This is a genomic window from Laceyella sediminis, assembly GCF_003003125.1.
Taxonomy (GTDB): Bacteria; Bacillota; Bacilli; order Thermoactinomycetales; family Thermoactinomycetaceae; genus Laceyella; species Laceyella tengchongensis.
In genome coordinates this window covers 181,665-207,868 of the sequence record NZ_PVTZ01000004.1, presented here as the reverse complement: position 1 = coordinate 207,868, position 26,204 = coordinate 181,665, and the positions used below count along the sequence as shown (strand labels likewise).

General features: G+C 47.5%; 26 protein-coding genes and 1 riboswitch. Of the genes, 21 read left to right on the top strand and 5 right to left on the bottom strand.

All coding sequences use genetic code 11. The features are described from left to right. Positions 1-36 precede the first annotated feature (36 nt). Together CLV36_RS07130 and CLV36_RS07125 are read left to right on the top strand one after the other, a co-directional pair. Positions 37-1,290, top strand: coding sequence for a competence/damage-inducible protein A (locus CLV36_RS07130; protein ID WP_102992622.1), 1,254 nt, complete (start codon positions 37-39; stop codon positions 1,288-1,290). Further along, positions 1,287-2,870: a DEAD/DEAH box helicase gene (locus tag CLV36_RS07125; RefSeq protein WP_106342172.1), complete on the top strand. Its 1,584-nt coding sequence runs from the start codon at positions 1,287-1,289 to the stop codon at positions 2,868-2,870. Before CLV36_RS07130 ends, CLV36_RS07125 begins: the two co-directional genes overlap by 4 nt. A 45-nt stretch (positions 2,871-2,915) precedes the next feature. On the opposite strand, the gene CLV36_RS07120 is transcribed toward CLV36_RS07125, so the two are convergent. Further along, positions 2,916-3,203: a metal-sulfur cluster assembly factor gene (locus CLV36_RS07120; RefSeq protein WP_375163200.1), complete on the bottom strand. Its 288-nt coding sequence runs from the start codon at positions 3,201-3,203 to the stop codon at positions 2,916-2,918. Positions 3,204-3,387: 184 nt separating this feature from the next. Here CLV36_RS07120 and recA point away from each other — a divergent pair, with 184 nt between their 5' ends. The 13 genes from recA to CLV36_RS07055 all read left to right on the top strand — a co-directional run bounded on the left by recA (position 3,388) and on the right by CLV36_RS07055 (position 16,172). Beyond that, positions 3,388-4,473: a recombinase RecA gene (recA, locus tag CLV36_RS07115; RefSeq protein WP_102992620.1), complete on the top strand. Its 1,086-nt coding sequence runs from the start codon at positions 3,388-3,390 to the stop codon at positions 4,471-4,473. Between the two features lie 18 nt (positions 4,474-4,491). Beyond that, complete coding sequence (locus CLV36_RS07110) at positions 4,492-5,145, top strand: regulatory protein RecX (protein ID WP_106342170.1); 654 nt, start codon at positions 4,492-4,494, stop codon at positions 5,143-5,145. Next, positions 5,145-6,125, top strand: a complete 981-nt coding sequence (locus tag CLV36_RS07105; protein WP_102992618.1) for a metallophosphoesterase family protein — start codon at positions 5,145-5,147, stop codon at positions 6,123-6,125. The genes CLV36_RS07110 and CLV36_RS07105 overlap by 1 nt, the downstream gene beginning before the upstream one ends. After that, complete coding sequence (locus tag CLV36_RS07100) at positions 6,122-7,570, top strand: AAA family ATPase (RefSeq protein WP_106342169.1); 1,449 nt, start codon at positions 6,122-6,124, stop codon at positions 7,568-7,570. The genes CLV36_RS07105 and CLV36_RS07100 overlap by 4 nt, the downstream gene beginning before the upstream one ends. 4 nt (positions 7,571-7,574) lie before the next feature. Further along, positions 7,575-7,820, top strand: a complete 246-nt coding sequence (locus CLV36_RS07095; RefSeq protein ID WP_022737610.1) for a hypothetical protein — start codon at positions 7,575-7,577, stop codon at positions 7,818-7,820. 1 nt (position 7,821) lies between these two features. Continuing rightward, positions 7,822-8,496, top strand: a complete 675-nt coding sequence (locus CLV36_RS07090; RefSeq protein WP_102992615.1) for an ATPase — start codon at positions 7,822-7,824, stop codon at positions 8,494-8,496. Positions 8,497-8,708: 212 nt separating this feature from the next. Further along, positions 8,709-10,253 carry a ribonuclease Y gene (gene rny, locus CLV36_RS07085; protein ID WP_154987713.1) on the top strand — a complete coding sequence of 515 codons (1,545 nt, stop codon included), beginning with the start codon at positions 8,709-8,711 and terminating at the stop codon, positions 10,251-10,253. Positions 10,254-10,308: 55 nt separating this feature from the next. Continuing rightward, complete coding sequence (locus CLV36_RS07080; RefSeq protein ID WP_106342168.1) at positions 10,309-11,106, top strand: TIGR00282 family metallophosphoesterase; 798 nt, start codon at positions 10,309-10,311, stop codon at positions 11,104-11,106. Positions 11,107-11,227: 121 nt separating this feature from the next. After that, the gene (locus CLV36_RS07075; RefSeq protein WP_022737614.1) at positions 11,228-11,488 is read left to right on the top strand and encodes a stage V sporulation protein S; all 261 of its coding nucleotides are present in this window, start codon (positions 11,228-11,230) and stop codon (positions 11,486-11,488) included. 75 nt (positions 11,489-11,563) lie between these two features. After that, the gene (locus tag CLV36_RS07070) at positions 11,564-12,511 is read left to right on the top strand and encodes a dipeptidase (RefSeq protein WP_102992613.1); all 948 of its coding nucleotides are present in this window, start codon (positions 11,564-11,566) and stop codon (positions 12,509-12,511) included. A gap of 245 nt (positions 12,512-12,756) precedes the next feature. Next, positions 12,757-14,517, top strand: coding sequence for a 2-oxoacid:acceptor oxidoreductase subunit alpha (locus CLV36_RS07065; RefSeq protein ID WP_106342167.1), 1,761 nt, complete (start codon positions 12,757-12,759; stop codon positions 14,515-14,517). Beyond that, positions 14,504-15,370 (top strand): 2-oxoacid:ferredoxin oxidoreductase subunit beta, encoded by an 867-nt coding sequence (locus CLV36_RS07060; protein ID WP_102992611.1) that lies wholly within the window; start codon positions 14,504-14,506, stop codon positions 15,368-15,370. Before CLV36_RS07065 ends, CLV36_RS07060 begins: the two co-directional genes overlap by 14 nt. A gap of 67 nt (positions 15,371-15,437) precedes the next feature. Then, on the top strand, positions 15,438-16,172 hold the full coding sequence (locus CLV36_RS07055) for an MBL fold metallo-hydrolase (RefSeq protein WP_106342166.1): 735 nt from the start codon (positions 15,438-15,440) through the stop codon (positions 16,170-16,172). Between the two features lie 808 nt (positions 16,173-16,980). Here CLV36_RS07055 and CLV36_RS07050 read toward each other — a convergent pair. Continuing rightward, positions 16,981-18,375: a tetratricopeptide repeat protein gene (locus tag CLV36_RS07050; protein ID WP_102992609.1), complete on the bottom strand. Its 1,395-nt coding sequence runs from the start codon at positions 18,373-18,375 to the stop codon at positions 16,981-16,983. Between the two features lie 466 nt (positions 18,376-18,841). Here CLV36_RS07050 and CLV36_RS17210 point away from each other — a divergent pair, with 466 nt between their 5' ends. Together CLV36_RS17210 and CLV36_RS07045 are read left to right on the top strand one after the other, a co-directional pair. Beyond that, positions 18,842-19,018 (top strand): hypothetical protein, encoded by a 177-nt coding sequence (locus tag CLV36_RS17210; RefSeq protein WP_154986933.1) that lies wholly within the window; start codon positions 18,842-18,844, stop codon positions 19,016-19,018. 15 nt (positions 19,019-19,033) lie between these two features. Further along, positions 19,034-19,336 carry a hypothetical protein gene (locus CLV36_RS07045; RefSeq protein ID WP_102992608.1) on the top strand — a complete coding sequence of 101 codons (303 nt, stop codon included), beginning with the start codon at positions 19,034-19,036 and terminating at the stop codon, positions 19,334-19,336. 216 nt (positions 19,337-19,552) lie between these two features. On the opposite strand, the gene CLV36_RS07040 is transcribed toward CLV36_RS07045, so the two are convergent. Then, positions 19,553-19,840, bottom strand: coding sequence for a DUF4145 domain-containing protein (locus tag CLV36_RS07040; RefSeq protein ID WP_106342165.1), 288 nt, complete (start codon positions 19,838-19,840; stop codon positions 19,553-19,555). 85 nt (positions 19,841-19,925) lie between these two features. After that, on the bottom strand, positions 19,926-20,783 hold the full coding sequence (locus CLV36_RS07035) for a transporter permease (protein ID WP_106342164.1): 858 nt from the start codon (positions 20,781-20,783) through the stop codon (positions 19,926-19,928). Between the two features lie 1,077 nt (positions 20,784-21,860). After that, positions 21,861-21,961: riboswitch (purine riboswitch) on the top strand. 93 nt (positions 21,962-22,054) lie between these two features. Between CLV36_RS07035 and CLV36_RS07030 the strand changes: the two genes are divergently transcribed. Then, positions 22,055-22,630: a xanthine phosphoribosyltransferase gene (locus CLV36_RS07030; protein WP_106342163.1), complete on the top strand. Its 576-nt coding sequence runs from the start codon at positions 22,055-22,057 to the stop codon at positions 22,628-22,630. A gap of 124 nt (positions 22,631-22,754) precedes the next feature. Here the strand turns inward: CLV36_RS07030 and CLV36_RS07025 are convergent, their stop codons facing one another. Further along, positions 22,755-23,108 carry a GNAT family N-acetyltransferase gene (locus tag CLV36_RS07025; protein ID WP_106342162.1) on the bottom strand — a complete coding sequence of 118 codons (354 nt, stop codon included), beginning with the start codon at positions 23,106-23,108 and terminating at the stop codon, positions 22,755-22,757. Between the two features lie 378 nt (positions 23,109-23,486). On the opposite strand from CLV36_RS07025, the gene miaB reads away from it, so the two are divergent. From miaB to cotE, 3 genes are all read left to right on the top strand, one after another. Then, a complete protein-coding gene (gene miaB / locus CLV36_RS07020) occupies positions 23,487-24,965 on the top strand; it encodes a tRNA (N6-isopentenyl adenosine(37)-C2)-methylthiotransferase MiaB (protein WP_106342161.1) in 1,479 nt (492 codons plus the stop codon). A gap of 1 nt (position 24,966) precedes the next feature. Continuing rightward, the gene (locus tag CLV36_RS07015) at positions 24,967-25,371 is read left to right on the top strand and encodes a YlbF/YmcA family competence regulator (RefSeq protein ID WP_106342160.1); all 405 of its coding nucleotides are present in this window, start codon (positions 24,967-24,969) and stop codon (positions 25,369-25,371) included. A gap of 104 nt (positions 25,372-25,475) precedes the next feature. After that, positions 25,476-26,054 (top strand): outer spore coat protein CotE, encoded by a 579-nt coding sequence (gene cotE, locus CLV36_RS07010; protein WP_022737622.1) that lies wholly within the window; start codon positions 25,476-25,478, stop codon positions 26,052-26,054. Positions 26,055-26,204: the final 150 nt, after the last annotated feature.

The window sequence follows — 26,204 nt, the reverse complement described above, 5'->3', positions numbered from 1 at the left end:
CATTGGAAGGAAGTTACGTTAGAGAGGAACGATGGCATGCGCGCGGAAGTGATTACGGTCGGTTCGGAGCTGTTGTTGGGTGAAACGGTGGACACACATTCCGCCTATCTCTCGCGCGAGTGTTTTTCCCTTGGAGTGGAAGTGGTTTTTCACACTTCTGTTGGTGATGATCAAGCGCGGTTGATGGAAGTTATTGAGCAGGCGCATAGGCGCTCTCAATTGGTTTTCCTGTGTGGCGGACTCGGCCCCACGCTTGATGATTTGACAAAGGAAACGCTATCGGATTTTTTGGGGATTCCATTGGTGCGGGATCCTGCTGTAGTGACTGCGTTGGAAGAGTGGTTTCAAGGGCGTTCGCGAAACATTCCATCCAATAATTACAAGCAGGCCCATGTTTTTGAAGATGGTGTTGTGTTTCATAATGCGCATGGGACAGCACCTGGATTGGCTGTTTCCAAAGACGGCGTGACTTACGTGCTTCTGCCGGGTCCACCGCGTGAATTGATCCCCATGTTTGAGCAACAAGTTCGTCCGTATATCTTGGACACCTTTGCTAGTGGGCAAGCGTTGGTGTCCGAGGCATTATCCTTTTTTGGGATTGGCGAGTCGCTCCTTGAAGAGACTTGCAAAGATTTGATTGAAGCTAATGACAATCCCATCATCGCTACATATGCGAAAGAAGCAGGCGTGACTTTGCGGTTAACTGCTCGGGCAGCTACAGAGTCGGCAGCGCGGGAGTTGATCGCGCCAATAAAAACAGAAGTGCTGAAGAGAACTGGAGATTACTGCTACAGTGAGCGTGAGGAACCGCTGGAGGAAGTGGTCATGCGCTCTTTGATTCAACAAGGGAAAACCGTGGCGGTCGCCGAGAGTTGCACCGGGGGGATGTTGTCCCATCTGCTTACATCCATGAAGGGGAGCAGTCAGGCGTTTATGGGGGGCATTGTTTCTTATTCCGCGTTTAGCAAGGAACAAGTGGTCGGCGTGCCTGAAGAGATCTTGGAGCAGCATGGAACGGTCAGTTCCCACACGGCAGAGGCCTTGGCTGAGCGGGTGCGGGAGCAGTTTGCTACCGATTTTGTGCTCAGTGTGACAGGTGTCGCCGGACCCGATGAGGTTGAAGGGAAGCCGGTGGGGCTCGTTTTCATCGGCTTGAAGGAAGCATCCGGACCGGTTCGCGTCTATCGGTTGCAACTCAGGGGCTCACGTAGGCGAATTCAATTGCAAGCAGCCAAACAAGCTTGCTTCATTCTTCAGCAATGCTTAAAGAAAGGTGAAACAACACGATGAGTCGTTTTGACCAATTTGCGTTAAGCAAAGAAATTTTAAAAGGCATTCAAGATATTGGCTTTGAGGAAGCCTCCCCGATCCAAGCGGAGTGCATTCCCGCAGTGTTGCGCGGGGAAGATGTGATCGGGCAAGCCCAAACCGGTACCGGAAAGACTGCGGCATTCGGGATTCCGGTGTTGGAACGGATCGATACCAGTCATCAAGCGGTGCAAGCGATGATATTGGCGCCGACCCGCGAATTGGCGATCCAAGTCTCTGAAGAAATGCGTCGGATTGGCCGGCCCAAGCGGGTGAAGACGTTGCCGATTTACGGAGGCCAAGCGATTGGCAGACAGATTAAAGCGTTGCAGCAAGGGGTTCATGTGGTTATCGGCACCCCCGGCCGTTTGCTCGACCATCTGCGCCGCGGAACGATTGACACCTCCAGTGTAGAGATTATGGTGTTGGATGAAGCCGATGAAATGTTGGACATGGGTTTCATCGACGACATTGAAGCGGTGTTCCAATACCTGCCCAAGCAACGGCAATTGTTGCTCTTCTCGGCGACGATGCCGACAACGATCCGGCAATTGGCGCAAAAATATATGCGCAAACCCAAGTATATTACTGTGAATCGCGGGGAAGTGACAGTTCCGGTTATCAAGCAAGTATACTATCGCGTGTTGGAAAACCATAAGATCGATGCGTTGTGCCGGATTTTGGACAGTGAGGAAGTCGATTTGTCCATTGTGTTCTGCCGTACCAAAAAAGGAGTCGATGAACTGACTGACGCGCTCCAGGCTAGAGGGTATCTCGCAGGCGGCCTGCATGGGGATTTGGCACAGCAACAGCGTGACCGAGTGATGAACGCGTTCCGCCAGGGAGAAGTTGAATTGTTGGTTGCGACCGACGTAGCCGCCCGCGGCATCGATGTGGGTAGCGTTTCCCATGTGATCAATTTCGACATCCCGCAAGATGTGGAGAGCTATGTGCACCGCATCGGACGGACGGGACGTGCGGGCCGCAAAGGGTTTGCTCTTACGCTTGTCACACCGCGGGAAATGAAGCAATTGCGCACCATTGAACAGGAGACAGGCGTTAAACTGCGGGCGCGGGAGTTGCCCAGCTTGGAAGAAGTGGCCGCGAAGCAACAACAAAGCTGGATGGGTCAAATCGAAGAGATTGTGAAATCAGATGCGGATCTCTCGTTGTTTGAAGAAATGATCGAACAGATGAATGAGAAGCTTTCTGCGGAGAAAGTAGCTGCTGCGGCCATGTACCTAGCTTTCTCGGAGCGGTTTGTCAAGAATATCGATGCAACCTACCACTTTGGGGAAACAGGTGCTTCGCCCGGGATGGTACGCTTCTTCATCAATGTAGGACGCAATGCCAATCTGAATCCGCAAGAGCTGGCTAAAGCGATCGCTGAACATACGGGGATTGGCCTACGGCAAGTAGGTAAGATCAACATTTATGATCGCTTCTCTTTTGTAGAAGTGCCGGAGGATGTGGCGCCATTCGTTTATGAAGCGTTGCGCCAATCCAAAATCAACGGGGCCCGTGTTAACATGGAACCGGCAAGACCGCGCAATAAAGGATAAAGCAAAGACCGCCCGACGCAATGTGTGGGCGGTCTTTTTTTTATTTCAACCATCATGAATACCGAGCGCGATTTTGGCTAAGCGGGACATGCGACTTTTGTCCCATGGGGGGTTCCAGACGATATCTACCTGCACATCTGTCACCCCATCCACTTTTTGAACGGCGTCGCGCACTTGTTGCTCAATCGTGCCGGCGAGCGGGCACCCCATGGCTGTCAATGTCATCGTCACTTGAACGCGTCCATCATCGTCGATATCCACCCCATAGACGAGGCCGAGGTTGACGATGTCGATGTTCAGCTCTGGGTCGTTTACTTCTTCCAATTGTTCCATGATGCGCTCTCTGCATTTCTCTTTATCCAATCGAATATCCCCCTTTCTGTTTGTAATGTACCACATTTTGCTGTTGCCGACACCTGCAAAAAAACGAATAAATGTTCGTAAATGATCTTGGCAGATGAGTCAAAACAGGTTATGATGGGTATATGTGATTAAGCGGAAAGAGGAGGAACTGTGCATGTCAGATCGTCGTCAGGCGTTAGAAATGGCACTTAGACAAATAGAAAAGCAATTTGGCAAAGGCTCAATCATGCGGATGGGGGAAGAAACCACTCCACAAGTGGAGACGATTTCCAGTGGGGCGCTGGCTCTGGATATCGCTCTGGGTGTTGGCGGATATCCACGGGGTCGGATTATCGAAGTGTATGGACCTGAGTCTTCCGGTAAGACCACTGTCGCTTTGCATGCGATTGCCGAAGTGCAACGCGTAGGAGGGACTGCGGCTTTCATTGATGCGGAACACGCGTTGGACCCTGTATATGCGCAAAAATTGGGTGTTAACATCAATGAGTTGTTGTTGTCCCAACCAGACACGGGGGAACAAGCGCTGGAGATCGCCGAAGCGTTGGTGCGTAGTGGAGCCGTGGACATCATCATTATCGACTCTGTAGCGGCATTGGTGCCGAAAGCGGAAATCGAAGGGGAGATGGGTGACTCTCATGTCGGCTTGCAAGCCCGTTTGATGTCCCAGGCGTTGCGCAAGCTTTCAGGAGCGATCAACAAGTCCAAAACCATCGCCATCTTCATCAACCAAATTCGTGAAAAAGTGGGTATCATGTTCGGCAACCCAGAGACGACACCGGGTGGACGGGCCCTGAAATTCTATTCCAGCGTTCGCCTGGAAGTGCGCCGCCAAGAGACGATCAAACAAGGAACGGACATGGTCGGTAACCGGACCAAAATCAAAGTAGTTAAAAACAAGGTCGCACCTCCGTTTAAGCAAGCGGAAGTGGATATCATGTTCGGCGAGGGGATTTCCAAAGAGGGAAGCGTACTTGACATCGCGGCTGAACTGGACATTGTCAATAAGAGCGGAGCATGGTATTCCTTCGAGGGGGATCGCCTCGGACAGGGCCGTGAAAACGCGAAGCAGTTCCTCAAGGATCACCCAGAAATCTCAGTGAAGATTGAAAATCGAATTCGTGCGCACCACGACCTGCCCCTGACACGAGTCGAAGAGAAACCGGCAGAGCCGGCCAAGGAAGAGAAGCGCGGCCGCAAGTCGAAAGAAAAAGAGGAGACCGCTCCTTCTCTTGAGGTGTGAGCTGAAGGGTGACCACAAGTGACCAATTACATCACCCGAATTGAGAAGTGTTCCAAGCAGGCGAAGCGTTACCGGATCTTCGTGGATGGGACTGAAGTTTGTTCTGTCCACGAAGATGTGCTGGTCAAATTCCATTTGTACAAAGGGATGGAAATGGAGCCGTCCCAATTGGAAGAGTTGTTGCAAGAGGAAGAGTACAACAAGGTGAAGCAGGCCGTGATGCGGTATCTCTCTTACAAACCGCGCACGGTATACGAAGTGAAGCAACATCTCAATGAGAAGGGGTATGAGGCGGCTTTGGGTGAACAGGCGATCAAGGAGATGGAAGCGCAGGGCTTCCTAGATGATCGCCAGTACGCCAAGAGCTGGGTAGCCGAACGGCATCGGCACAAAGGATACGGCACGCTTCGTTTGCGTCAGGAATTGACCAAAAAAGGAGTAGCTTCATCTCATATTGATGAGGCGCTTGCAGAGATGGACGAAGAAGAACAGCGCCAGCTGGCAATGAAGATTGCCGAACGGCGCTATCTTCGTATATGCGGAGAACCTTGGCCGACGATTGAGCGCAGATTGGGGCAGTATTTGTTACGGCAAGGTTATCCTGTATCGTTAGTGTATGAGATTTTACGGGAATTTCGCGATCGTGATGAAGCTGAAAAGGGGAATGGTTGATGCGGATTTTATATTTTACCGACACGCATATCCGGGGAACCTCTCCGCGCAGCCGAACGGATGACTTTCAACTCACCATCCGGCGCAAGATTGAGGAAGTGATTGAAATCGCCGAACGGGAACAGGTCGATTTCGTATTACATGGGGGCGATGTGTTTGACCGCCCCAACCTGTCCCCGGCCGTTGTGCGCGAGTTTGCGCAAGTGTTTCGTCGGTTTCGCGCACCGATTTACGCCATTGCTGGCAACCATGATATCTACGGTCACAATCCAAGCACGATTGAACGCACCATGTTGGGTTTGCTGGATGCATTTGGCACGATTCGGCTGATTAGCGATGGACAGAAGGTCAAGCTGGAGAAAGATGGTTTGGTCGTCCAACTCAGCGGGCAACCTTTTCATTATGATTTGGATAAGCGGGATGTTCATTTGGATTACCATGTGGAAAACGAATGCGAAGCGGCCTACTGCATTCACATGGTGCATGGCATGCTGGTGGATCGCGCGTTGCCGGACGGGGTACCGCATACCATGGTGGGGGATGTTTGGTGTGACACGGTGGACATTTTATTGACCGGCCATTACCATGCGGGATTTCCGTTGCAACACCGCGCCGGCAAATATATTGTCAATCCGGGGGCGCTGGCCCGCATCAATAACCACCCGTCGGAAATCAAGCGGATGCCACAAGTCGCCTTGATCGAACTGGGCGAGTCGATTCAAATCAGCCTGATTCCCCTTCGTTCGGCCACAAGCGGAGAAGAGGTGCTGGATCGTTCCTATATTGAGAAGAACATGTACCGGCAGGAGCAACTGGCTTCTTTCGTCCAACAGATCCGCTCTGCAACGGACTTTCAAGCGGTGGACGTGATGGATATCATCGACGAAATCTCCCGCCTCAACGGGATAGACGAAGAAGTCAAATTTGAAGCCCAACGGCGGATCGCCATTGAACAAGAGAAAGGAGAGGCCGGGCATTGAGCACCTTTAAGAAGTTGGTGATCGAAAACTTCCAGTCGCATCAGCATACAACGATTGATTTTTCGGATGGGTTAAACGTGTTTGTAGGCGCGTCTGACAGTGGGAAAAGCGCCATCTTGCGGGCCATCCGTTGGGTGCTGTTCAATGTGCCGCGCGGCTCAGATTACATCCGGAGCGGTGCCAAAGAATGCCGGGTCAGCTTAACCTTTGCCGACGGGACGGAAGTGGTGCGGGTGCGCAGTACTTCTGTCAATCGTTATCTGTTACGAAAGCCAGGCGAAGAAGAACAGGTATTTGAGGGATTCGGCAACATGGTACCTCAAGAAATCGTCGACGCTCATGGCATTGAGCCGATCAAGCTGGATCAAAAGGAATTGTATGTCCATTTTGGCACCCAATTGGAGAGCCCGTTTCTTTTGTTTGAATCCAACCAGAATAAAGCCAAGACAATCGGGCGGATCAGTGGGGCGCATCTGATCGATTACGCTTTGAAAAAAGCGAGCGCCGACCGTCAACAGATAAATGCCCAGATCAAACAGCTCGAGCAATCCCGGGACGAGATCAAAGAAAAACTGCAACCGTATGAAAACATTGCGGAGTTGGAAGAACAAGTGTCGCTTGCGGAAGAGGCTTTCAGCAAGGCGACGGAGCTGAAAGCGCTGTGCGAACGGTTGCGCAAGGCCCAAGAGCAGTTAGGGCTCCTTGGCATGGCCAAAGCGGGAACGGAGCAATTTATCGCCATCTTGCGCCAGTTGCCCGAAGCGGAGAGAATCGTCCAACAACTGGAGACGCAGAAATTTCGATACCGTTTGTTGACAAGAGCCTATGAGCAATGGGGGCGTTTGCGTCTGGAAAAGGAGAAAGTGAGCCGCATCATCGAGGCCGCTGCTTCGTTGCCGAGATTGGAAACGGAGCTGGATTTGTTAAAACAGCGTCATGATCGCCTGGTTCGTTATGTCGAAAGCAAACGCAAATGGGACGAGCATCATGCCGAACGCCTGCGTTTGGAGAAGCGCTTGCAAGCATTGGTGCATGTCCGTAATGCGAACCAGGCAGTCGGACATCTTCAAAAACAGGCGGAGCGCTTGGCTAGACTGGTGCAATTGCGACGGAGATGGAAGCTTATCCAGCAAGAGAGCGATCAATGGAAACGAATCATTGAACGCAACGAGCGAGTTCCGGCAGTGTGGCAAGAGATGCTCCCCGCTTTGTCCATGAAGAAGGAGCGGTTAAACCGATTGGTCGAATTGTATAAGCAATGGTCGGATGTGTCGAGGAGGGTGCAGATTGGCAAGGAGTTTTGCCGTGACAAAAAAGAAGAGATCAAGCGGTTGACCGAGGAGCTGGCTGCCCATATGAAGCGGTTGGGCAATTGTCCGATGTGCAAACGGCCGATTGAAGAACATGATATGGAACACTTGATCAACGAATATTTGGGAGGGTAGACCCATGAACGATATTGAAAAAAGCATCGAGTTGTTGCGGGCGCAAACGGAAAAAGCGAAAAACGAGCTTTTGAAAGCGGAGGGAAAGCTGGAGAACCTGATGCGCAACGAAGAGGAGATCATCAAAGAAGTACGTGAATTGGGAGTGGAGCCGGAGCAATTGGAGGAAGAAATACGGCGCTTGGAAAAAGAGATCAATGAAGAGCTGCAAAAGGCGTGGGGCTATTTACCGCAGGAGCTGAGAAAGTAATATGACCGAGTCTTCGTTTACCCAATTGAAAGAAGCGTTGTCTCGTGCGAGAAACGAGTTGATTGTGCGCAAATCAGAACGTGACTTATATTTGGGGCAATTGAAACAAACGGAAGAGCGGTGGCAAGTGTGCCTCAATGAGCGTGATTTGCTGGAAAAAGTGCGGGTGCTGTTCCAATTGTCGGCGGAACATGCCCGCGAGCAGGCAAAACAACAATTGGAGACACTGGTTACCAATGCGTTGAAATACGTCTTTGGGTCGGCGTTTCGATTTGAGATTGAATTGAAGGACCATGGCGGGACGCCGACGGCTGAATTTTACGTCGTCTCGACTTGGGACGGGCAAGAAATTAAAAACAGGCCACAAGAAGCCCGGGGTGGGGGCATTGTGGACATCGTCTCGCTGGCTTTGCGCATCGCGCTGATTGAAACGGTGAAACCGCGATTGAGCGGACCGATTATTCTCGATGAGCCGGGTAAGCATGTGAGTGAAGATTATATCGTCCCGATGATTGAGTTTCTAAAGTCGGTCGGGGAGACCTTTGGACGGCAAGTGATTTTGGTGACCCATAACATCCATTTGACGGAATCGGCCGATGCGGCTTACTTTGTGCGCTTGCAAGGCGGAAAATCAGTTGTTGAACAAAGCGGTCGCCTTGACAATGGGATTGCATAAATAATACAATTGACTTGTGTCTTTGCCTCTCTTGGGGCAAAGACACCCTGATTCCAACTGAAAACGTTTGTTAGTAAAGTGGAAAATGGTTCTAGCTGGTTTTTTCCAGCCTTCACCTGGTATAGCAAGACATGACGACGGACTACAAGCGAAGACCGAGTTCATCGGTCTTGTTTTTCTAAATAGAAAAAGAGGAGGTGAGCGAAGGAACGATGGTGTTTGAACCGATTGACATCATTCTGCTGTTTGCCTCTCTCGGAGTCGGACTCGGTGCGGGATACTGGATGAGGAAAACGGCAGCAGAAGCAAGAATCGGAAGCGCCGAGAAGGAAGCTGCCGAGATCATAGAGAAAGCTGACAAAGAAGCAGAAGCGCTCAAAAAAGAGAAGATCTTTGAAGCGCGGGATGAAGCGCATCGCCTGCGGAGTGAAGCGGAAAAAGAGATTCGCGAGCAACGCAACGAATTGCAACGAATCGAACGCCGGTTAAATCAAAAAGAAGAGACGCTCGAACGCAAGCAACATGCAATTGAACAACGTGAAGATGAACTGAACGGAAAAGAAAAGGAAATAGGATTACGCCAACAAGAGATTGATGAGCTATACCAGGAACAGAGAAAAGAAATGGAACGGATATCTGGATTAACCACCGAAGAAGCGAGACAGCTCATTCTGGCGAAAGTGGAGAATGAGATGCGTCATGAAACCGCGCAAATCATCAAAGAGATGGAACAGCAAGCGATCGAAGAAGGAGATCGACGGGCTCGCCGGATCTTGTCGTTGGCGATCCAACGGTGCGCGGCGGATCACGTGGCGGAAACGACCGTCTCCGTCGTGTCCTTGCCAAATGATGAAATGAAAGGACGAATCATCGGTCGGGAAGGGCGCAATATCCGCACATTGGAAACTTTGACCGGGATCGACCTCATCATTGATGATACGCCGGAAGCCGTCATCTTGTCAGGGTTTGACCCGATTCGCCGTGAAGTGGCCCGCGTGGCGCTGGAAAAATTGGTTGCCGACGGACGTATTCATCCGGCGCGAATCGAAGAGATGGTGGAAAAGTCACGCCGCGATGTGGACGAGCGCATCCGCGAATACGGGGAGCAAGCCACATTTGAAACGGGCGTGCACGGTTTGCATCCAGATTTGATCAAGATCATCGGCCGATTGAAATTCCGAACAAGTTACGGACAGAATGTGTTGAAGCATTCGATGGAGGTAGCCCATCTGTCAGGATTGTTGGCGGCTGAGCTGGGTGAAGATATTCACTTGGCGAAGCGAGCAGGGCTGTTGCATGATATCGGTAAAGCGATCGACCATGAAATCGAAGGGTCGCACGTGGATATCGGTGTCGAATTGGCTAAGAAATACAATGAGCATCCCATTGTTATCAACAGCATCGCTTCCCACCACGGGGACTGTGAAGCGACCAGCGTGATCGCGGTTCTGGTTAGGGCGGCAGATGCGTTGTCCGCGGCCAGACCGGGGGCGCGGAGAGAAACGCTGGAAGCGTACATCAAACGTTTGGAAAAGCTGGAGGAAATCTGCGAGTCTTTTGATGGTGTGGAGAAATCATATGCCATTCAAGCTGGACGGGAAGTGCGGATCATAGTGAAGCCGGACGAAGTGGATGACGCAGAAGCGACGCGGTTGGCCCGTGAAATCACGAAGCAAATCGAAAACCAACTGGACTATCCCGGCCATATCAAAGTAACGGTCATCCGGGAAACGAGATCGGTTGAGTACGCGAAATAAAGTGGCCTTTGGGCCGCTTTATTTTTTACAAAGAGTTTGGAGGCTCAAACCATATATGAGAGTATTAATGATCGGCGATGTAGTGGGCAACATTGGTCGCCAAACACTAAAGATATATTTACCAAAACTGAAGCAAATGTACTCACCTGATGCGATTGTGGTTAACGGTGAAAACGCGGCCGCCAACGGACGTGGCATTCAACGCGCGATTGTGCGCGAATGGCTCGATGCCGGGATCGACTGTGTCACACTGGGAAACCATGCTTGGGGGCAAGGGGAAGTCTTTGACTTTATCGATGAGGAAGCCCATTTGATCCGACCAGCGAACTTTCCGGAAGGCACCCCCGGAAAAGGCATGACTGTCTTGTCAACAAAAGGGGGAAAACTGGCGGTTATCAACTTGATGGGAAGAGCGTACATGGAATCGGCGCTTGATTGCCCGTTCCGCACCGCCGACCGCCTGTTGCAACAACTTTCGCACAATACCTATATCCTGATCGATTTTCACGCGGAGACGACGTCTGAAAAGCAGGCGTTTGCCTGGTATGTCGATGGCAGAGTGTCAGCGGTGGTTGGCACGCACACCCATGTGCAGACAGCGGATGAAAAGATTCTGCCCAAAGGGACGGGATATTTGACAGATGTGGGCATGGTGGGCCCATACGACAGCGTGATCGGTATGGAAAGAACAGCGGTAATCAAACGATTTGTCACGCAGCTACCCGTGCGCTTTGAAGTGGCGAAGGGCAGAACGCAATTCAATGCCGTGTTATTTGACTTTGATAAAGAAACAAAGAAAGCGAAAAAAATTAAACGGATTCGGATAGATGATGATATGCCTCTTATCGGTTGATTATAAATAAATTTATTTATGATTTTTTACCGGTATCTATGTAAATTAGAAGGAATTTTTATGTGTGGGTCGAATAGGATAGAAGTAGTGGACTCACTTCAACCATCGAGGAGGTACCTTCATGGAAGTATTAAAAGTTTCAGCAAAATCCAATCCGAATTCTGTTGCTGGTGCACTCGCCGGGGTCTTGCGTGAACGTGGTCAAGCAGAGATGCAAGCAATTGGCGCAGGGGCGCTAAATCAAGCTGTCAAAGCAGTTGCGATTGCACGAGGGTTTGTCGCGCCGAGTGGAATTGATCTTATCTGCATTCCAGCCTTTACGGATATTGTGATCGATGGTGAAGAGCGTACCGCGATTAAATTAATCGTGGAACCTCGATAATTTATGGAAACAATATATTCGAAAAAACCTGTTTATTTTTATAGACAGGTTTTTTTTTAAGTGGAGGGAAATGGGATGAGGTGGATAGATGGTCATTGCGACGTGTTGAGTAAAATGTGGCGCGATCCCCAGTACCGTTCTTTTTATGATCAAGGGTCTCCGTTGGACAGTTCTTATCATTGTTTGTGTGAGGCGGATGTGGCCATGCAAGTGTTTGCCGTGTGGACGCCGGAGTCGGTGCCGCGGCAACAACGCTTGGCTGTGGCGCTAAAAGAGATCGATTTTTTTTATGAGGAAGTGGTCCGCGACGGATCGCGGGTTTTCTTGGTCACCGACGGAGGCCAAATGGATGAATGCGGACATGGGCGCATCGGGGCGCTGTTGCTGTTGGAGGGGGCAGACGCCTTGCATGGGGACTTGGCCAATCTACGCTTGTTTCACCGGCTCGGCGTGCGGCAAATGGGGTTGACCTGGAATTTTGCCAATGAGGTAGCTGACGGCATCTATGAAGAGCGCGGTGGGGGATTGACGCGGTTCGGGCGTCAGGTGATTATGGAGATGAAGCGGCTGGGGATGATCTTAGATGTTTCCCATCTATCAGACAGAGGGTTTTGGGAAGTGATTGAGGAAACAGGCTTGCCCATTCTCGCTTCGCATTCCAATTGTCGAGCGGTGTGCGCACATAAACGCAATTTAGGAGATGAGCAGATTGAAGCACTCATCCAACGCCAAGGATTGATCGGGGTCACGTTTGTGCCGGAGTTTGTACACCATTGCGCGGCTGAGGCCACGATCGACCAAGTGCTCCGACATGTTGAGCATATTTGCGCCCTTGGGGGGGCGGATCATCTGTTTTTTGGCTCAGACTTTGACGGGTTTGCTAACAAGTTGCCTGGATTGGAGAGCTACAGTCGACTTCCGCAATTGGTGGAAGCCTTGTCAAAAAGGTATGGAGACGATCTCGTCCGCAAGTGGGGCTGGGAGAACGGCAAACAGTTTTACCAGAGACATTTGTCCCCATAAAAAAGCGTAAAAAAAGACGTGAGGTGGATCTCCTTTTCGCAAAAAGCACCAGATGATTAAAAAAAAGAGAAATTGGGTTGTAAGCGGGCTTTACCCGGTTGCTTTTTAATGGGTAGAGGACTAGAATTAATACATGAAAATGCTATCACTCACAAGGAAGCGTTATTCCGTCTTCTTCTTTGTGAAGAGGGTTGCAAATTTCTTATTATTGTGTAGTGTGTGGCAGGATTAAAGGAGATGAGTTCATGGTTAAGCAGCTTTCGTGGAAAGTGGGCGGACAGCAGGGGGAAGGTATCGACAGTGCGGGGGAAACATTGTCGACCGCACTAAATCGCAAGGGCTATTATCTATACGGTTACAGGCACTTCTCCTCACGCATCAAAGGCGGGCATTCTAATACCAAGATTCGCATCAGCACAAGCCCGGTTCGCTCCATTTCCGACGAGCTGGATATTCTTGTTGCATTTGACCAAGAAACAATTGACTTAAATGCGCATGAGTTGATTGCAGATGGTGTGATCTTGGCTGATGCCAAATTTAATCCAACCGTTCCGGAGGGAGTCACTGCACACCTTCTCGCAGTTCCATTCACCAAGATTGCGGAAGAAGTTGGCATGGCCCAAATGAAAAACATGGTGGCCGTGGGTGCTTCCATCGCATTGCTGGGACTGTCGGTTGACGCCTTTAAAGAAGTGATCGAAGAAAGATTCGCCAGAAAAGGCCAAAAAGTAGTAGACAAAAATATGGAAGCGATCACAAAAGGCCATGAGTATGTGCAAGAGCAGATCGGCAACACCATTACAAAGTTCCGATTAGATCCATCTGATGGCAAAAAGCGCTTATATATGATCGGAAATGATGCCATTGCGTTGGGAGCGGTCGCTGCAGGTGCGCGTTTGATGGCGGCATATCCGATTACGCCATCTTCTGAAATCATGGAATACCTCATCAAAAAGTTGCCTGAACTCGGTGGTACAGTAGTGCAAACCGAGGACGAGATCGCTGCGATGACGATGGTGATCGGCGCCAACTATGGTGGCGTGCGTGCGTTGACGGCGTCTGCTGGACCGGGGCTCTCCTTGATGACTGAAGCGATCGGTCTCGCCGGAATGACTGAAACGCCAGCTGTCATCGTCAATACCCAGCGCGGGGGTCCAAGCACAGGGTTGCCGACCAAGCAAGAGCAAAGTGACGTGTTGGCCATGCTTTACAGCACACACGGGGAAATTCCGAAAATCGTGTTGGCTCCGAGCACGGTGGAAGAGTGCTTCTATGACACGATTCAAGCCTTCAATTTGGCGGAGCAATATCAATGTCCGGTTATTATCTTGTCGGACTTGGCGCTTTCCCTCGGTAAGCAAACCGTCAATCCGCTTGACTATGATCGGATCGAAATCAAGCGCGGGAAATTGGTTGACTGGAACGAAGAGTTGCCGCCACTTGAAAATTCACAGCTGTTCCCGCGTTACGAATTCACAGAAGACGGCATTTCTCGCCGCGTTCTGCCAGGGAAAAAAGACGGCTTGCATCATGTGACCGGGGTAGAACACGATGAAACGGGGCGTCCATCTGAAAATCCGCTCAATCGCAAACGGATGATGGATAAACGCTTGTCCAAGTTGAGCAATGGCATCGACTTCGACACCCCTGTATTCCTGGATGCGCAACATGACGAGGCAGATCTTCTGATCGTGGGCTTCAATTCCACCCGCGGCACGATCACGGAAGCAAAAGAGCGGTTGGAAGCAGAAGGATTGAAAGTGAATCATGCCCATATCCGCCAAATCTTGCCTTTCCCGACGGAGATCATGCAACAGCAAATCCAAAAGGCGAAAAAAGTGTTGGTTGTAGAAAACAACGCGACAGGACAATTGACCAATCTGATCAAAATGCATGTAGGATTCGCCGAGAAATTAGTTCACTATGGCAAATACGATGGAAATCCATTCTTGCCATCCGAAATTTACAAACAATGTAAGGAGCTGTTGGTTCATGGCCACATTTAAAGATTTTCGAAACAAAGTAAAGCCCAACTGGTGCCCGGGTTGTGGTGATTTCTCTGTGTTGGCCGCCATGCAGCGTGCTTTCGCCAATCTTGGGTTGGAACCGCATGATGTTGCAGTCGTATCGGGAATTGGTTGTTCAGGACGCATCTCAGGTTATGTGAATGCATATGGCTTGCACGGTGTGCATGGTCGTGCCTTGCCAATCGCCCAAGGCTTGAAGCTCGCTAACCGCGATTTGACGGTGGTTGCCGCTGGTGGTGACGGAGACGGTTTTGCGATCGGGATGGGACATACTGTTCACTCGATCCGCCGGAATGTGGACATCACCTACATCGTGATGGATAACCAAGTGTACGGATTGACCAAAGGGCAAACTTCGCCCCGCAGTGAGATGGGTTTCAAAACCAAGAGTACGCCAAGCGGTTCGATCGAATCGGCAATCCATCCGATGGAAATGGCGTTGACGGTGGGAGCGGGATTCGTGGCGCAATCGGTTTCCAGCGATTTGAAGCAATTGACCCATGTCATTGAAGAAGGTATCAAACACAAAGGGTTCTCTTTGATCAACGTTTACAGCCCATGTGTTACCTACAACAAGGTCAACACTTATGACTGGTTCAAGGAGAATCTCGTAAACCTGGACAACGACGAGAATTACGACGCCTCCAACCGTTCCATGGCTATGCAGAAGTTGATGGAACATCATGGCCTGGTGACAGGTATTATCTATCAAAACAAAGAGCGCAAATCCTACGAAGAGATGATCAAAGGGTTCAAAGAAGAGCCGCTGGCTAAGCAGGATTTGATGCTTGATCGTGAGCACTTTGATAAATTAGTGGCTGAGTTTGCATAATAAGTAGAAAAACCACTTCCTTGCCTTGGGGAGTGGTTTCTTCTTACAAAGGAGGCGGCTTTCGACCATGCGGTGGACTGTGCTGGGATGTTATTCCCCTTATCCGGCGCCGGGTGGGGCGACGTTGGGGTATTTGTTGGAGGCGGATCAAAAGCGCATCCTAATCGATTGTGGTAGTGGTGTGTTGGCACAACTGGCCAAAATGATGCCGATTCATGAAGTGGATGCTGTGTTTTTATCCCATTTGCATCATGACCATATCTCCGATTTCTTTGTCTTGCAATACGCACTGTTGGTTGCTAACAACCAGCAAAAACGAAAGCGTCCCCTGCCTGTATGGGCGCCGGCGGAACCCGCCCATTGGTACGCAAAGCTGAGTTATCGAAACTTGATCGACAAACGGCCGATAGGAACAGAACCGGTCAGCATAGGCAAGCTCACATTTAGCTTTCATCGCACCGACCACGCCATTCCGTGTTATGCCATTCGCATTTCCGATGGGGAAAAAACGATTTTGTATGGCGCTGATGCTGGGCCAAAAACGGATTGGTCGGTGATGGGGAAAAAACCGGATTTGTTTGTGTGTGAGGCGACGTATCTACATCAGGAGCTACCGGCGCATCCCATAGGGCATTTGTCCGCCAAACAAGCAGCGGAAGCCGGCGTGGCGCTTCAAGCCAAGCGATTACTGTTGACCCATTTGTATCCGGAACGAGACCCTGAGCCGCTCGGAGAGGAAGCGCAAGCCGTGTTCCCTGGTCCCTGCCAGGTCAGCCGGATCGGCATGCAAATAGATGTTTGAACCACGTGATCCTTCAATCGCTTTTCCATTGGAACCAAATAATCAAACAATCCTATGCATTGATCCGGGAACAGGCAGCGACATTTAGAAAACTGGGGATGAACAAAGAAGCCGATGAAATCACCGCAATGATTCGATATGGATGGTTTTACAAATCGACTACTTAGCTGTCCGAAGAGATCATGTGCATCCCCCGCTTGATGGGGGTTTTTTCTTTTCAGTTTTTATATCTCATTTTCCATAGTGGGATGTTCTCGGAAAAGTATTAAGAGATATACAACGTGAGTCAAGATCAGCCTTAAACAAAACGATTCAGTTGTGTTGGGAGTGGCAAGGCTTTTCTAGCGAGTACAAGGAACAACATGGGATTGTGCCAAAGAAGAAGGATGTCCTCGGCTATACTAACTTACAAGGCTATGAATACAACCGATTTAGGGATTTGTGTTCTAGCTATGGGATTATTGAAGTTTAAAGTAATTTCGTTGTATATGATTTCTTGATCGTTTGTGTTCAATCTATGAGAATAGCGACGGAAAAGAGGACTGCATTAGTCCTCTTTTTTATGTTTGTATAGGTACACGGCGCATTGCTTCGAGCATATCTGATTTATCTCTCTAAAAATATATGGTTAAGAGCAGGACTTGCCAAAATGGGGTATCACATTGTCCGTCCACCTGTGATATAGATACACATGAAAACAGCGGTGATTGAGTGTCACCGCTGTAGATGAAAACATATGTTTTAAGGTATAATAAGGGAAACTCCAGAAGTCCTACTGAACTCAGCGTATCTGATCTGAGTTCTTTTTTTAGCCACCTGGTGGATCGCCAGCCGAATGACGCTTCGTTGAATATGCGATCATGGTTTCACCCCCTTCAATGGACTGCAGATGTGAGTAGAAGAAATCAAGGGCAATGTTTTGTAGATCTGGGTCTCCCATTTCCACTAAGCATTGACCTACAAGGAGTAACAACCAATTTGTCTTTTCAGAAAATCTATGGCTTTTAGCCAAATCTAACGCTTCGTTTAGCACTTTGACAGCTTGCTCATATTTCTGTTGGTGGAGATAGGTTTCACCTAGGCCGCTTAGCGCGTCTATTTCTCGATACACATCGTTCGTTTTTCTGCTGTACTTGATCGCCTGCTGAAACTCTCGTTCTGCCCTGTCTCTCTCCTCTTTTTTATCGTACAATTTTCCGAGTTGCGTGTAAACGTATGCTAATAGATAGGTTCGTTTTATTTGATGCTTTAGTTTAAGAGCTGTTTTAAAACAAATTTCTGCTAAGTGAGCCTTGTCCATTTCAGAATATATACTGCCCAATGTTACCCATAACTCAAATGATCGATCATACATTTTATCAATTCGAGCTAGTTCAATTCCTTTGAGTGCCATGTTAATTGCTTGTGGGAATTGCTTTCCTCTTTGTAGAAACTTCGCATGGACTTCATATGCATTTAATGCTGCCTCTTTGGTTCCGCTTAGATACATATGCGAGAATGGTGAGGAATTCATTTGATCTAAAATCTTCTGTGCTTCACCGATCTGATTTAATTTTTCCAAGTAAATGACTTGACTAACTAAAATCAAATCCCTGTAATAAAGCCGCTCACCATCATTTTGGAAATGGGATAGGGCTTTCTTGCCATAATTAATCGCGCTGTAGAATTTATTCTGAGAGTATTCCATCCGTCCGATTTCATGATAACAAGCACTTTCTAAGTTCGTCTTTTTCAAGTAGATATTTTGTTCAATCGTGTGAATCGACTGCATAAAGTGGTGAAAGGCTTTGGACCAATTCTTTTTGCCGTAATAAATTTTGCCTTTCAGATACTCGACAGTTACATGGATCTCATCCTGTTTTGGCATGGATAAATGATCAAGCTGAGACATCCCTTCATCGGGACTGACTAGGTCAATGATGTTTTCAGCAGAGATCAACCGTAACTGAATTTCTTCTAAAAATGTTGTATCCTCCTCTGGGATTGAAGACAATTCAAACGCCTCGATCTTTTTCTCATCAAACCCCAAACGCTTTAAAAGATACACTATTTTCGATTTGCTCACTTGCCCATTTCCAGACTCAATATAACTAATCACACTTTGGGACAGTACATCATCGACTAAATCTTCTTGCCGCTTGAACCCTTTTTTCTTTCTCTCTTTTTTCACCCAATTTCCAAATCGTTTTCGGTCGATATTCACCCATCTATCCCCTTAATTAATAATTTTTTAAAATTTGGTTAATGAGCAGGGGGGAATGGTTGATTTGGTGCATATTTTCTTTTTATTCACGTTGTTTCAGAAAAAATATGGGACATATACCACGATACAAGAATTTTTTCTGCCTTTTATGGAGCAATATTTAGTAAATCCCGCTCATTTGAATCTCAATTATCTGAATTATAAACTAATATCGAAAAGAAAATCAATCAGAAAACGACATATTACTCCATATCTATCAACCTTTATTCAACCGTTTTTTCTCTTTATTTTTACACACCCCAAGCCAGTAAGGGAGGAAGTCACATGGGTCAAATCTGTTATATATACCTAAGTAAACCGAACGGAAAGCCATTCATTTTAAAGCTGACTAATGCTGTATGCGAGATTATTCCAACCGGCTATCTTATCAAGGCAGGCAAGTCCCTCGAAAAGGGAGGGGAGGAACATGTCTGAGTACGTGAAAAAGTCCGATGTCGTTCTTGCTCTTACGTATGTCCTGACGAGATGGGGACTAACTCCTGAAGAGATTCGAGAGGTTTTCAGTCAAATTGACTTATTTGATCCTAAACTGGGGTTGGAACTACGGAAGAAACTTGTTCCCTCCAAAAACACAATCAATTGATGGAGTGTGACTGGGATGGACCGAGATGAAGAAATAAAAAGACTTGCTGACCAGGAAGAACAAAATATCATTCAGGCTACCATGTTGGGTGACTACGACCCTTCAAGAACGAATCTCCAGCATCGGTGTGGGATATGTTACACGCGAATGTGCCGCACTAAGCTCCGTTTTGTGTTTCATCCAGAGATCAAAGATTTTGAAACGGCTGCTTGCGAAAAGTGCATCTCCCGCCACAACTTAACCATATCCGATACCAAAAACGCTAGGGAGTTTGAAGCGATCACCATCGCTCGGCTTCGCTTTCACAAAAGGCGCTAATTGGCGCAGTCTATTAATATACAATGCCATTGAAAGGAGGTGAAGGACTATGGTGAAGCGTATCCAAGGCGAACCGCCATCCGCTTAGCAACATATGTAAGCGCTTAAATTCGCTTCCCTCACAGCAGTAACAAAAATGGTGCATTTGGTGGTGGAAGGGATGACTGCCGCCTCTGTTTTTCAAAACTGAATATGACTACAACTTTTCTCACTCTATCACCAACGCCCTGTCCGTTGCTTCGCGCTTCGGGTAGGGCGTTTCATTAAAGTAAAAACCCCCTTATTGTGCTTCTTTGGTTTCGAGATCGTTTCTTCCATAATGTCATTCATCAACTCGAAAAGAAACAACGTCATTTCTTCTGGTTCATCTAACTGGATTTTGCCGGGATGTACGGCTTCATTTCCAAACACGCGAATGCTATCCATGGCTTGAATGGCTTCTATAGGGAATTGTCCCTTTTTAATCAGCCGATCAATTTTCTCGCTTTTTGTTATTATGATCACTCATAATAATTCCCCATTCGCCTCACATATTTGTTATATGATGCTAAATCTTTGAATGATCAATATTTCTCAATAACAGAATAGACTAATCCAAATCAACTAGTGTTGCAAGATCAAGGGATTTTTCAATTTCGATTTGGCAGAGTTCAACTAGTTCATTTAGCTTCTGTTCAGCCTCTTTTATTTCTTCAGGGGATAATTCTTCTTGATGGTCTGCTTTCGCAAAAGTAAGAACTTGGAATATGTATTTTCTCAGATTCTGAGATAAATAGTATTTATTTTCTTGGTATAGTTGGTTTAGTTTGGATACTGCTTTTTTCCAACTATTTGTATTTATCCCTTTAGGATAAAGAAGCCATATTTTTTCTATTTCTTGTTCTATCTCCGGGTATAGGGTCATTCGTTTTTCAATTACACGTTCTTTTAAATTGGCACGCGACTGTTCAATCATGGCTAGTTGGGTTTGCCGATTAAAATAAAAGGTAACGATAAGGGTTAAGCCAAGTGTGACGGTAGAACCCATTGTTGTAATAATTGCTGCATCAACTTCAGGGCTAAACTTGTGATGAGGATAAATTGAATAAATCCATCGAATGAAGCCTTGATCTATAATAAAAAAAACAAACAAAATAATACATCCAATATAACCAAACCGAAATCTTCGAATCAATTTTATTCCTTTATCTGTATGATTCAACCAATGGAGCCAAAGAGATGGCGATACTTTTATCAAATTATATAATTCAAATTTTTCTTCGTTTGATTTAATCACATAACGAACTAACAACTCCATGGAACAAAATAAAATGATAAACAAAAAAACGGCAAGAGAAAAAAATTGATTAAAAGTTAACTTATTGGTTATCCATAAAACAGCATTAACCAATAATCCCAAAGTAATAGTAAGCATAGAAACTACAATACATTTTATATTTAATTTCATCCTGATTACCCCTTTCACTATTAACTCTATCAAGTATTTATAGTATTTGAAATAGTAAAGTCTGCGCTTCAAAGCATGCTTAATACTTGCTCTTATTAAGTCTTCCGCCGCATACTCGTCACTGTGCTAGAGCACCCTTGGGATGGATTGGCCTCGCTTCCCTCTTGAATTACTTCTTCAAGCCTTTTGTATTTTTTTGATACCCTTATATAACCAACTTAAAATAACGGAGCATGCGTACTCTGGCTCATGCCCCATTTATTCTCCTTCTTGATGACAAGCCTGAACTTCAGTAACAACGGTTTTGATTATCGTCTCTTACTGTTCGATTCTTCTATAAATTAGAAAATAGATATAGGAATGGAGAATGTTTAATGTCGGAAATGGTTGCGGCCATCGGTCAATGGTAGGTGCATTCATATCAGCTGTAACAGTTTGGACAGCACTTTATCCATAAAGACTGCATCTTCATTTAGGAATGTATTATACATATTGGTCAGAATAATAGAAAAATAATTGACTGATAAAAGGACATAGCTTATACTAGAAATAACAACTTTATACTCCTGTTTTATGATAAGGGGGAGTAGCTTTTACAACAAAGTCGTCACAACGGGCACAGGAGGCCCCGGCTTTGTTGGCAACAATTTCGTTGTTAGCAAGACCTTTACCTTTTCTTAAGTGTGAACTTGAGAAGGTAAAGGTCTTGCTTTTTTTTTCAAAAAAGTAATGAATAATCATTCTAAAAACAAGGAGGAATTAGGAAGTATGGAAATCTACTCCGAAGTAAAAGACTGGTTGTTCATGTTGATACCAACAATTGTCCCCATCATAGTGAGCTATTGGCTAAGTAAAAAAATAAGAAGCTCAATGGATAACCATGAGCTTCTAAATATTCAGTTACCCTAACGCTATATAAAGTATATACCCTTTCGCCCCATTACAAAATAGGTGGGGCGTCCCAAATTTAACGTAGAATAAATACAGACCACCTCAAACAAATCGCATTCCTCCGGAAGTTGCCTTCGATAATTTTTGATAGCTTGAATGGACAGGGTCAGATATAATTTGTTTATTGATTAAAATGAAGATGTCCCTCATATAATCGCAAGAATTGGCTTGCGAGTTTCTACCGGATGACCGTAAATCATCCGACTACGGGTGGGCAACAAGACAAAGACGGGTGTGTCTTTGTCTTTTTCCATGGAGAGAAAGCCTAGGTCGTTGGCTCACTCACCGAAGGGGCTTTTGCTGTGGGAGGAGAAGCTGTTATGCAATTGTTGAAAGAGAAGATACGCCAAGAAGGAAAGGCGTTATCATCCGAAATTTTGAAGGTGGATTCGTTTTTAAACCATCAAATTGATCCGGAGTTGATGCAAGAGATCGGCCAAGAATTTGCACGCCGATTCACGAATGATGGCATCACGCGGATATTGACGATCGAATCGTCGGGGATCGCCCCGTCGGTCATGGCCGGATTGGCATTAGGTGTTCCGGTTGTCTTCGCCCGCAAGCGCAAATCCTTGACATTGCAAGAGGATTTTTATGAAGCCAAGGTGCATTCGTTCACCAAACAACAGACTAACACCATTGTGGTCTCCAAAGCGCATTTGGTTGCAACGGACAAGGTGTTGGTGATTGATGATTTCTTGGCCAATGGACAAGCGGCGGAAGGATTGATTGATATTGTCCAACAAGCCGGAGCGACGCTCGCCGGGGTTGGGATTGTGATAGAAAAATCGTTCCAAGAAGGCGGCGACCGGTTGAGAAGAAAGGGGATACGTGTAGAATCATTGGCTTCCGTCGCGGCGTTGGCGGAGGGAAAAGTGACGTTTGCCGGGGAGTGAGCGAACAAGCCCAGTTTCTGTGTTATGCAGAAGCTGGGCTTACTTATGTGGCAGGTCGATGGCCCGTTGGGCGCGAAGGTTTAGCTCATCTGTTTTGAGTTGAACCCGAACAAGACCCAGTTTTTCAATATTGAAACAAGAGGTATTTGCATTCAGTGTTGATTCCCGTCCCCTGCGCGTAAGGGGCGTAATAGGTATGGCCGATCTCCGCCGTCAACCGGTCAGTGTACAGATCATACAGGCGGGTGGCACCCACGATCGTGTTTGTTGAGGAGTCAATCACGACAAATGGAAGCATGGTTCCTTGGGCGAATGCGTGCAAGGCATTGTTCACATTGTGCTTCATGTCCTCCAGTGAAGTCATGGGGGTGATCATGTAATCCCAAAGGCGGGGAGAGTCCTTGACGATGCTGTACAGAGGTTCTGCGTGTGTTGGATGCAATAGGTGGAGTGAATAGCGCCAGCCGTTTAATTGCATCGTATCACCTTCCGGTTCAAATATGTGTGAATAGCTACAAGGTTATTTTTGCATGAATCAGCGGCAAGTTTCAGAAAAAATGTGGCAACCTTGGGGTAAGTGCACGGTTTTGTACTATCATAATAAACAAGTTTGTTTCACAAACATGCTAAAATGGGCCAAGCACAGCAGTACCGGTTGATTCGAACCGGGAACACTTGATATCGGCAAGTTGTATGACTTGCCGAAAATGGCGAATATAGGAGAATTCATTGATCAAGTTGCACAGATCAGGTATAATAACTTAGTTAAATGAGCACTTAATGATCATTTTGAGCCGTTATGGCTCTTGGCATAGAACACAGGATCTCAAGTTTGTTCAGAAAGGATGGACACGACATGGGCAAACAAGTGAAAGATTACAGCCAATATTTTGTCGCGCCAGATTTGAAACAGGCCAAAAAGCGGGGCAAAGAGGATGTGCAGGTACTCCAATTTGAGCAAATCCCAGAAAATATGCGCTCTGTGGGTAAAGGCAAAAAATACATGATCGAGACGTACGGATGCCAGATGAATGTCCATGATAGCGAGACGATTGCCGGGATTTTGGAAGAAATGAGTTATACTGGCACCAATCGCGAAGAGGAAGCAGACATCATCCTCCTCAACACTTGCGCGATCCGTGAAAACGCGGAGGACAAAGTGTTTGGAGAATTGGGCCGTTTGAAGCAACTCAAGCTGGAAAACCCGGATCTGATTTTGGGTGTTTGCGGTTGCATGTCTCAAGAAGAGGTGGTCGTGAACCGTATCTTACAGAGTTACCAGCATGTTGACTTGGTTTTTGGTACGCATAACATCCACCGCTTGCCGGTTTTGCTTCAAAATGCGCTCTTCTCCAAGGAAATGGTGATCGAAGTTTGGTCTAAAGAGGGCGACGTCGTTGAAAACATGCCAAAGGTACGTGAAGATGGTTTGCGCGCTTGGGTGAACATCATGTACGGTTGTGACAAGTTCTGCACGTACTGTATTGTTCCATATACGCGGGGGAAAGAGAGAAGCCGCCGTCCAGAGGATGTGTTAAACGAAATCCGCGAATTGGCGCGCAAAGGTTACCAAGAGGTGACGTTGCTGGGGCAAAACGTCAACGCATACGGTAAGGACTTTGAAGACATCCATTACACCTTCGCCCATCTCATGGATGATGTTCGTAAGATCGGTATTCCGCGCGTGCGCTTCACCACAAGCCACCCGCGCGATTTCGACGATCATCTCGTCGAGGTGCTGGCAAAACGGGGGAATTTGGTGGAGCACATTCACTTGCCAGTGCAATCGGGCAGTTCCGAAGTCTTGAAGCTGATGGCCCGTAAATACACACGCGAACAATATCTGGAACTTGTCCGCAAAATCAAGGAAGCGATCCCAGATGTGGTGCTGACGACGGACATCATTGTCGGATTCCCAGGTGAAACGGATGAACAATTTGAAGAAACTCTGTCCTTGGTGAAAGAAGTGGAATACGATTCGGCCTTCACCTTCATCTACTCTCCACGAGAAGGCACACCGGCGGCTAAGATGAAAGACGATGTGCCGATGGAAGTAAAGAAAGCACGCCTACAACGCCTGAATGAATTGCAAAATGAAATTAGCCGCCGCAAGAACGAAGCGTTGCGCGGCAAAATCGTAGAAGTGTTGGTTGAGGGGGAAAGCAAAAAGAATCCGGATGTGCTCTCTGGACGCACTCGCACCAACAAGTTGGTAAACTTCATCGGTCCGAAGCACCTCATTGGGAAGATGGTGCACGTGCGGATCGATGAACCGCAGACTTGGACGCTAAAAGGCGTTTGGGTTGATCAGGAGTCCCGCGTGGTGGGTGGTTGAGATGTCCAGACACGCGATCTTGTCCGAAGCACGCAACTTCGCTGCCTTGTTGGAGCGCAGTGCAGAAGTGAAACGCTTTCGGGATGCGGAGAGGCAAGTGAACCAAAGCGATGCAGTGCAACAGACGATCGCATCCATTAAGCGCAAGCAAAAAGAGCTGGTTCATGCTAAGCATTATCAGAAGCCGGAGTACAGCCGTTTGCTTGAACAAGAGCTGGAAAAATTAAATTGGCATTTGAATCATTTGCCTATCGTGCGCGAATACCAACAGGCGCAAGTAGAGGTTAACGGCTTGTTGCAGACGATCCAGCAAGTGATCGCCGACACCGTCTCCCAAAAAATCGAAGTGGAGACGGGCGGGGAGACAGCCAGCGGTTGCGGCGGAGGAGCTTGCAGTTGCCGCTAAAAAAAGACAACCCTGCGGAGAATTTCCGCAGGGTTTTTTTTGCACTCTAGACACTTGCCCTGCATACACTTGTTATTGAACGATGATTGGAGGAGGGAAGGAGATTGTCTAATACAGATAGACCAGTTGAATACCGTCAGATTTTGACCAAAGCGGTATGCGGAAAAGGTCGGAAATTTTCCCAGATGTCGCATTCTATTCAGCCGCCTGACAATATTGACACCATTCTTGGTGCTTGGGTTATCAATCACAACTATGACTGCCACAAAGTGGGAGAGGCCATCGAAGTACGGGGCAGTTACGACATCAATATTTGGTATTCGACGAAAGGGAATACCAAAACGGATGTCATGCAAGAAACCGTCTATTATACGGAGCAGGTACCCCTCACATTTTATGATCGCAACACCCGAGAGGCTTCCGTTTCAGTGACGGCGGCGGTGACGCAAGCGCCCAATTGCATCGAAGCGTCCATCGCTTCCCACAAAGACGGAGTGACGGTTCGGGTCGAAAAGGAGTTTTTGGTTGAATTGACGGGTGAAACCAAAGTGTGCGTTCCGGTGTATCCGCTCGAGTACGCCGAAAGCGATGAGAAAGACGTGTACGAAGGAATCAGTGGAGACGTAGAAGACGATTTTCATGATCTTGATCCCAATTTGGTTATTGATGAACTGGAAGATTAATCTGTCTTGCGGCTGCTGGCGATTTTGCCAGGAGCTTTTTTATTTGCCCAGACAAGACAGCGGAAAAAAGACTAACCAATTTTATGCAGGTGACATATGATAACAGCATAAAATTTCCATGAACAGCGACGGCGCGGGATAGAGAAAGGG

What these genes read in the sequence shown, in the direction of transcription:
- CLV36_RS17210 (WP_154986933.1), top strand. Translation starts at nt 18,842, where the DNA reads ATGTCTGAGTACGTGAAAAAGTCCGATGTCGTTCTTGCTCTTACGTAT.
- CLV36_RS07035 (WP_106342164.1), bottom strand. Translation starts at nt 20,783, where the DNA reads ATGAAATTAAATATAAAATGTATTGTAGTTTCTATGCTTACTATTACT.
- CLV36_RS07015 (WP_106342160.1), top strand. Translation starts at nt 24,967, where the DNA reads ATGTCCAGACACGCGATCTTGTCCGAAGCACGCAACTTCGCTGCCTTG.
- CLV36_RS07045 (WP_102992608.1), top strand. Translation starts at nt 19,034, where the DNA reads ATGGACCGAGATGAAGAAATAAAAAGACTTGCTGACCAGGAAGAACAA.
- CLV36_RS07080 (WP_106342168.1), top strand. Translation starts at nt 10,309, where the DNA reads ATGAGAGTATTAATGATCGGCGATGTAGTGGGCAACATTGGTCGCCAA.
- CLV36_RS07125 (WP_106342172.1), top strand. Translation starts at nt 1,287, where the DNA reads ATGAGTCGTTTTGACCAATTTGCGTTAAGCAAAGAAATTTTAAAAGGC.
- CLV36_RS07090 (WP_102992615.1), top strand. Translation starts at nt 7,822, where the DNA reads ATGACCGAGTCTTCGTTTACCCAATTGAAAGAAGCGTTGTCTCGTGCG.
- rny (WP_154987713.1), top strand. Translation starts at nt 8,709, where the DNA reads ATGGTGTTTGAACCGATTGACATCATTCTGCTGTTTGCCTCTCTCGGA.
- CLV36_RS07060 (WP_102992611.1), top strand. Translation starts at nt 14,504, where the DNA reads ATGGCCACATTTAAAGATTTTCGAAACAAAGTAAAGCCCAACTGGTGC.
- CLV36_RS07130 (WP_102992622.1), top strand. Translation starts at nt 37, where the DNA reads ATGCGCGCGGAAGTGATTACGGTCGGTTCGGAGCTGTTGTTGGGTGAA.
- CLV36_RS07105 (WP_102992618.1), top strand. Translation starts at nt 5,145, where the DNA reads ATGCGGATTTTATATTTTACCGACACGCATATCCGGGGAACCTCTCCG.
- CLV36_RS07055 (WP_106342166.1), top strand. Translation starts at nt 15,438, where the DNA reads ATGCGGTGGACTGTGCTGGGATGTTATTCCCCTTATCCGGCGCCGGGT.
- CLV36_RS07025 (WP_106342162.1), bottom strand. Translation starts at nt 23,108, where the DNA reads ATGCAATTAAACGGCTGGCGCTATTCACTCCACCTATTGCATCCAACA.
- CLV36_RS07070 (WP_102992613.1), top strand. Translation starts at nt 11,564, where the DNA reads ATGAGGTGGATAGATGGTCATTGCGACGTGTTGAGTAAAATGTGGCGC.
- CLV36_RS07030 (WP_106342163.1), top strand. Translation starts at nt 22,055, where the DNA reads ATGCAATTGTTGAAAGAGAAGATACGCCAAGAAGGAAAGGCGTTATCA.
- CLV36_RS07095 (WP_022737610.1), top strand. Translation starts at nt 7,575, where the DNA reads ATGAACGATATTGAAAAAAGCATCGAGTTGTTGCGGGCGCAAACGGAA.
- miaB (WP_106342161.1), top strand. Translation starts at nt 23,487, where the DNA reads ATGGGCAAACAAGTGAAAGATTACAGCCAATATTTTGTCGCGCCAGAT.
- CLV36_RS07120 (WP_375163200.1), bottom strand. Translation starts at nt 3,203, where the DNA reads ATGGAACAATTGGAAGAAGTAAACGACCCAGAGCTGAACATCGACATC.
- CLV36_RS07075 (WP_022737614.1), top strand. Translation starts at nt 11,228, where the DNA reads ATGGAAGTATTAAAAGTTTCAGCAAAATCCAATCCGAATTCTGTTGCT.
- recA (WP_102992620.1), top strand. Translation starts at nt 3,388, where the DNA reads ATGTCAGATCGTCGTCAGGCGTTAGAAATGGCACTTAGACAAATAGAA.
- CLV36_RS07065 (WP_106342167.1), top strand. Translation starts at nt 12,757, where the DNA reads ATGGTTAAGCAGCTTTCGTGGAAAGTGGGCGGACAGCAGGGGGAAGGT.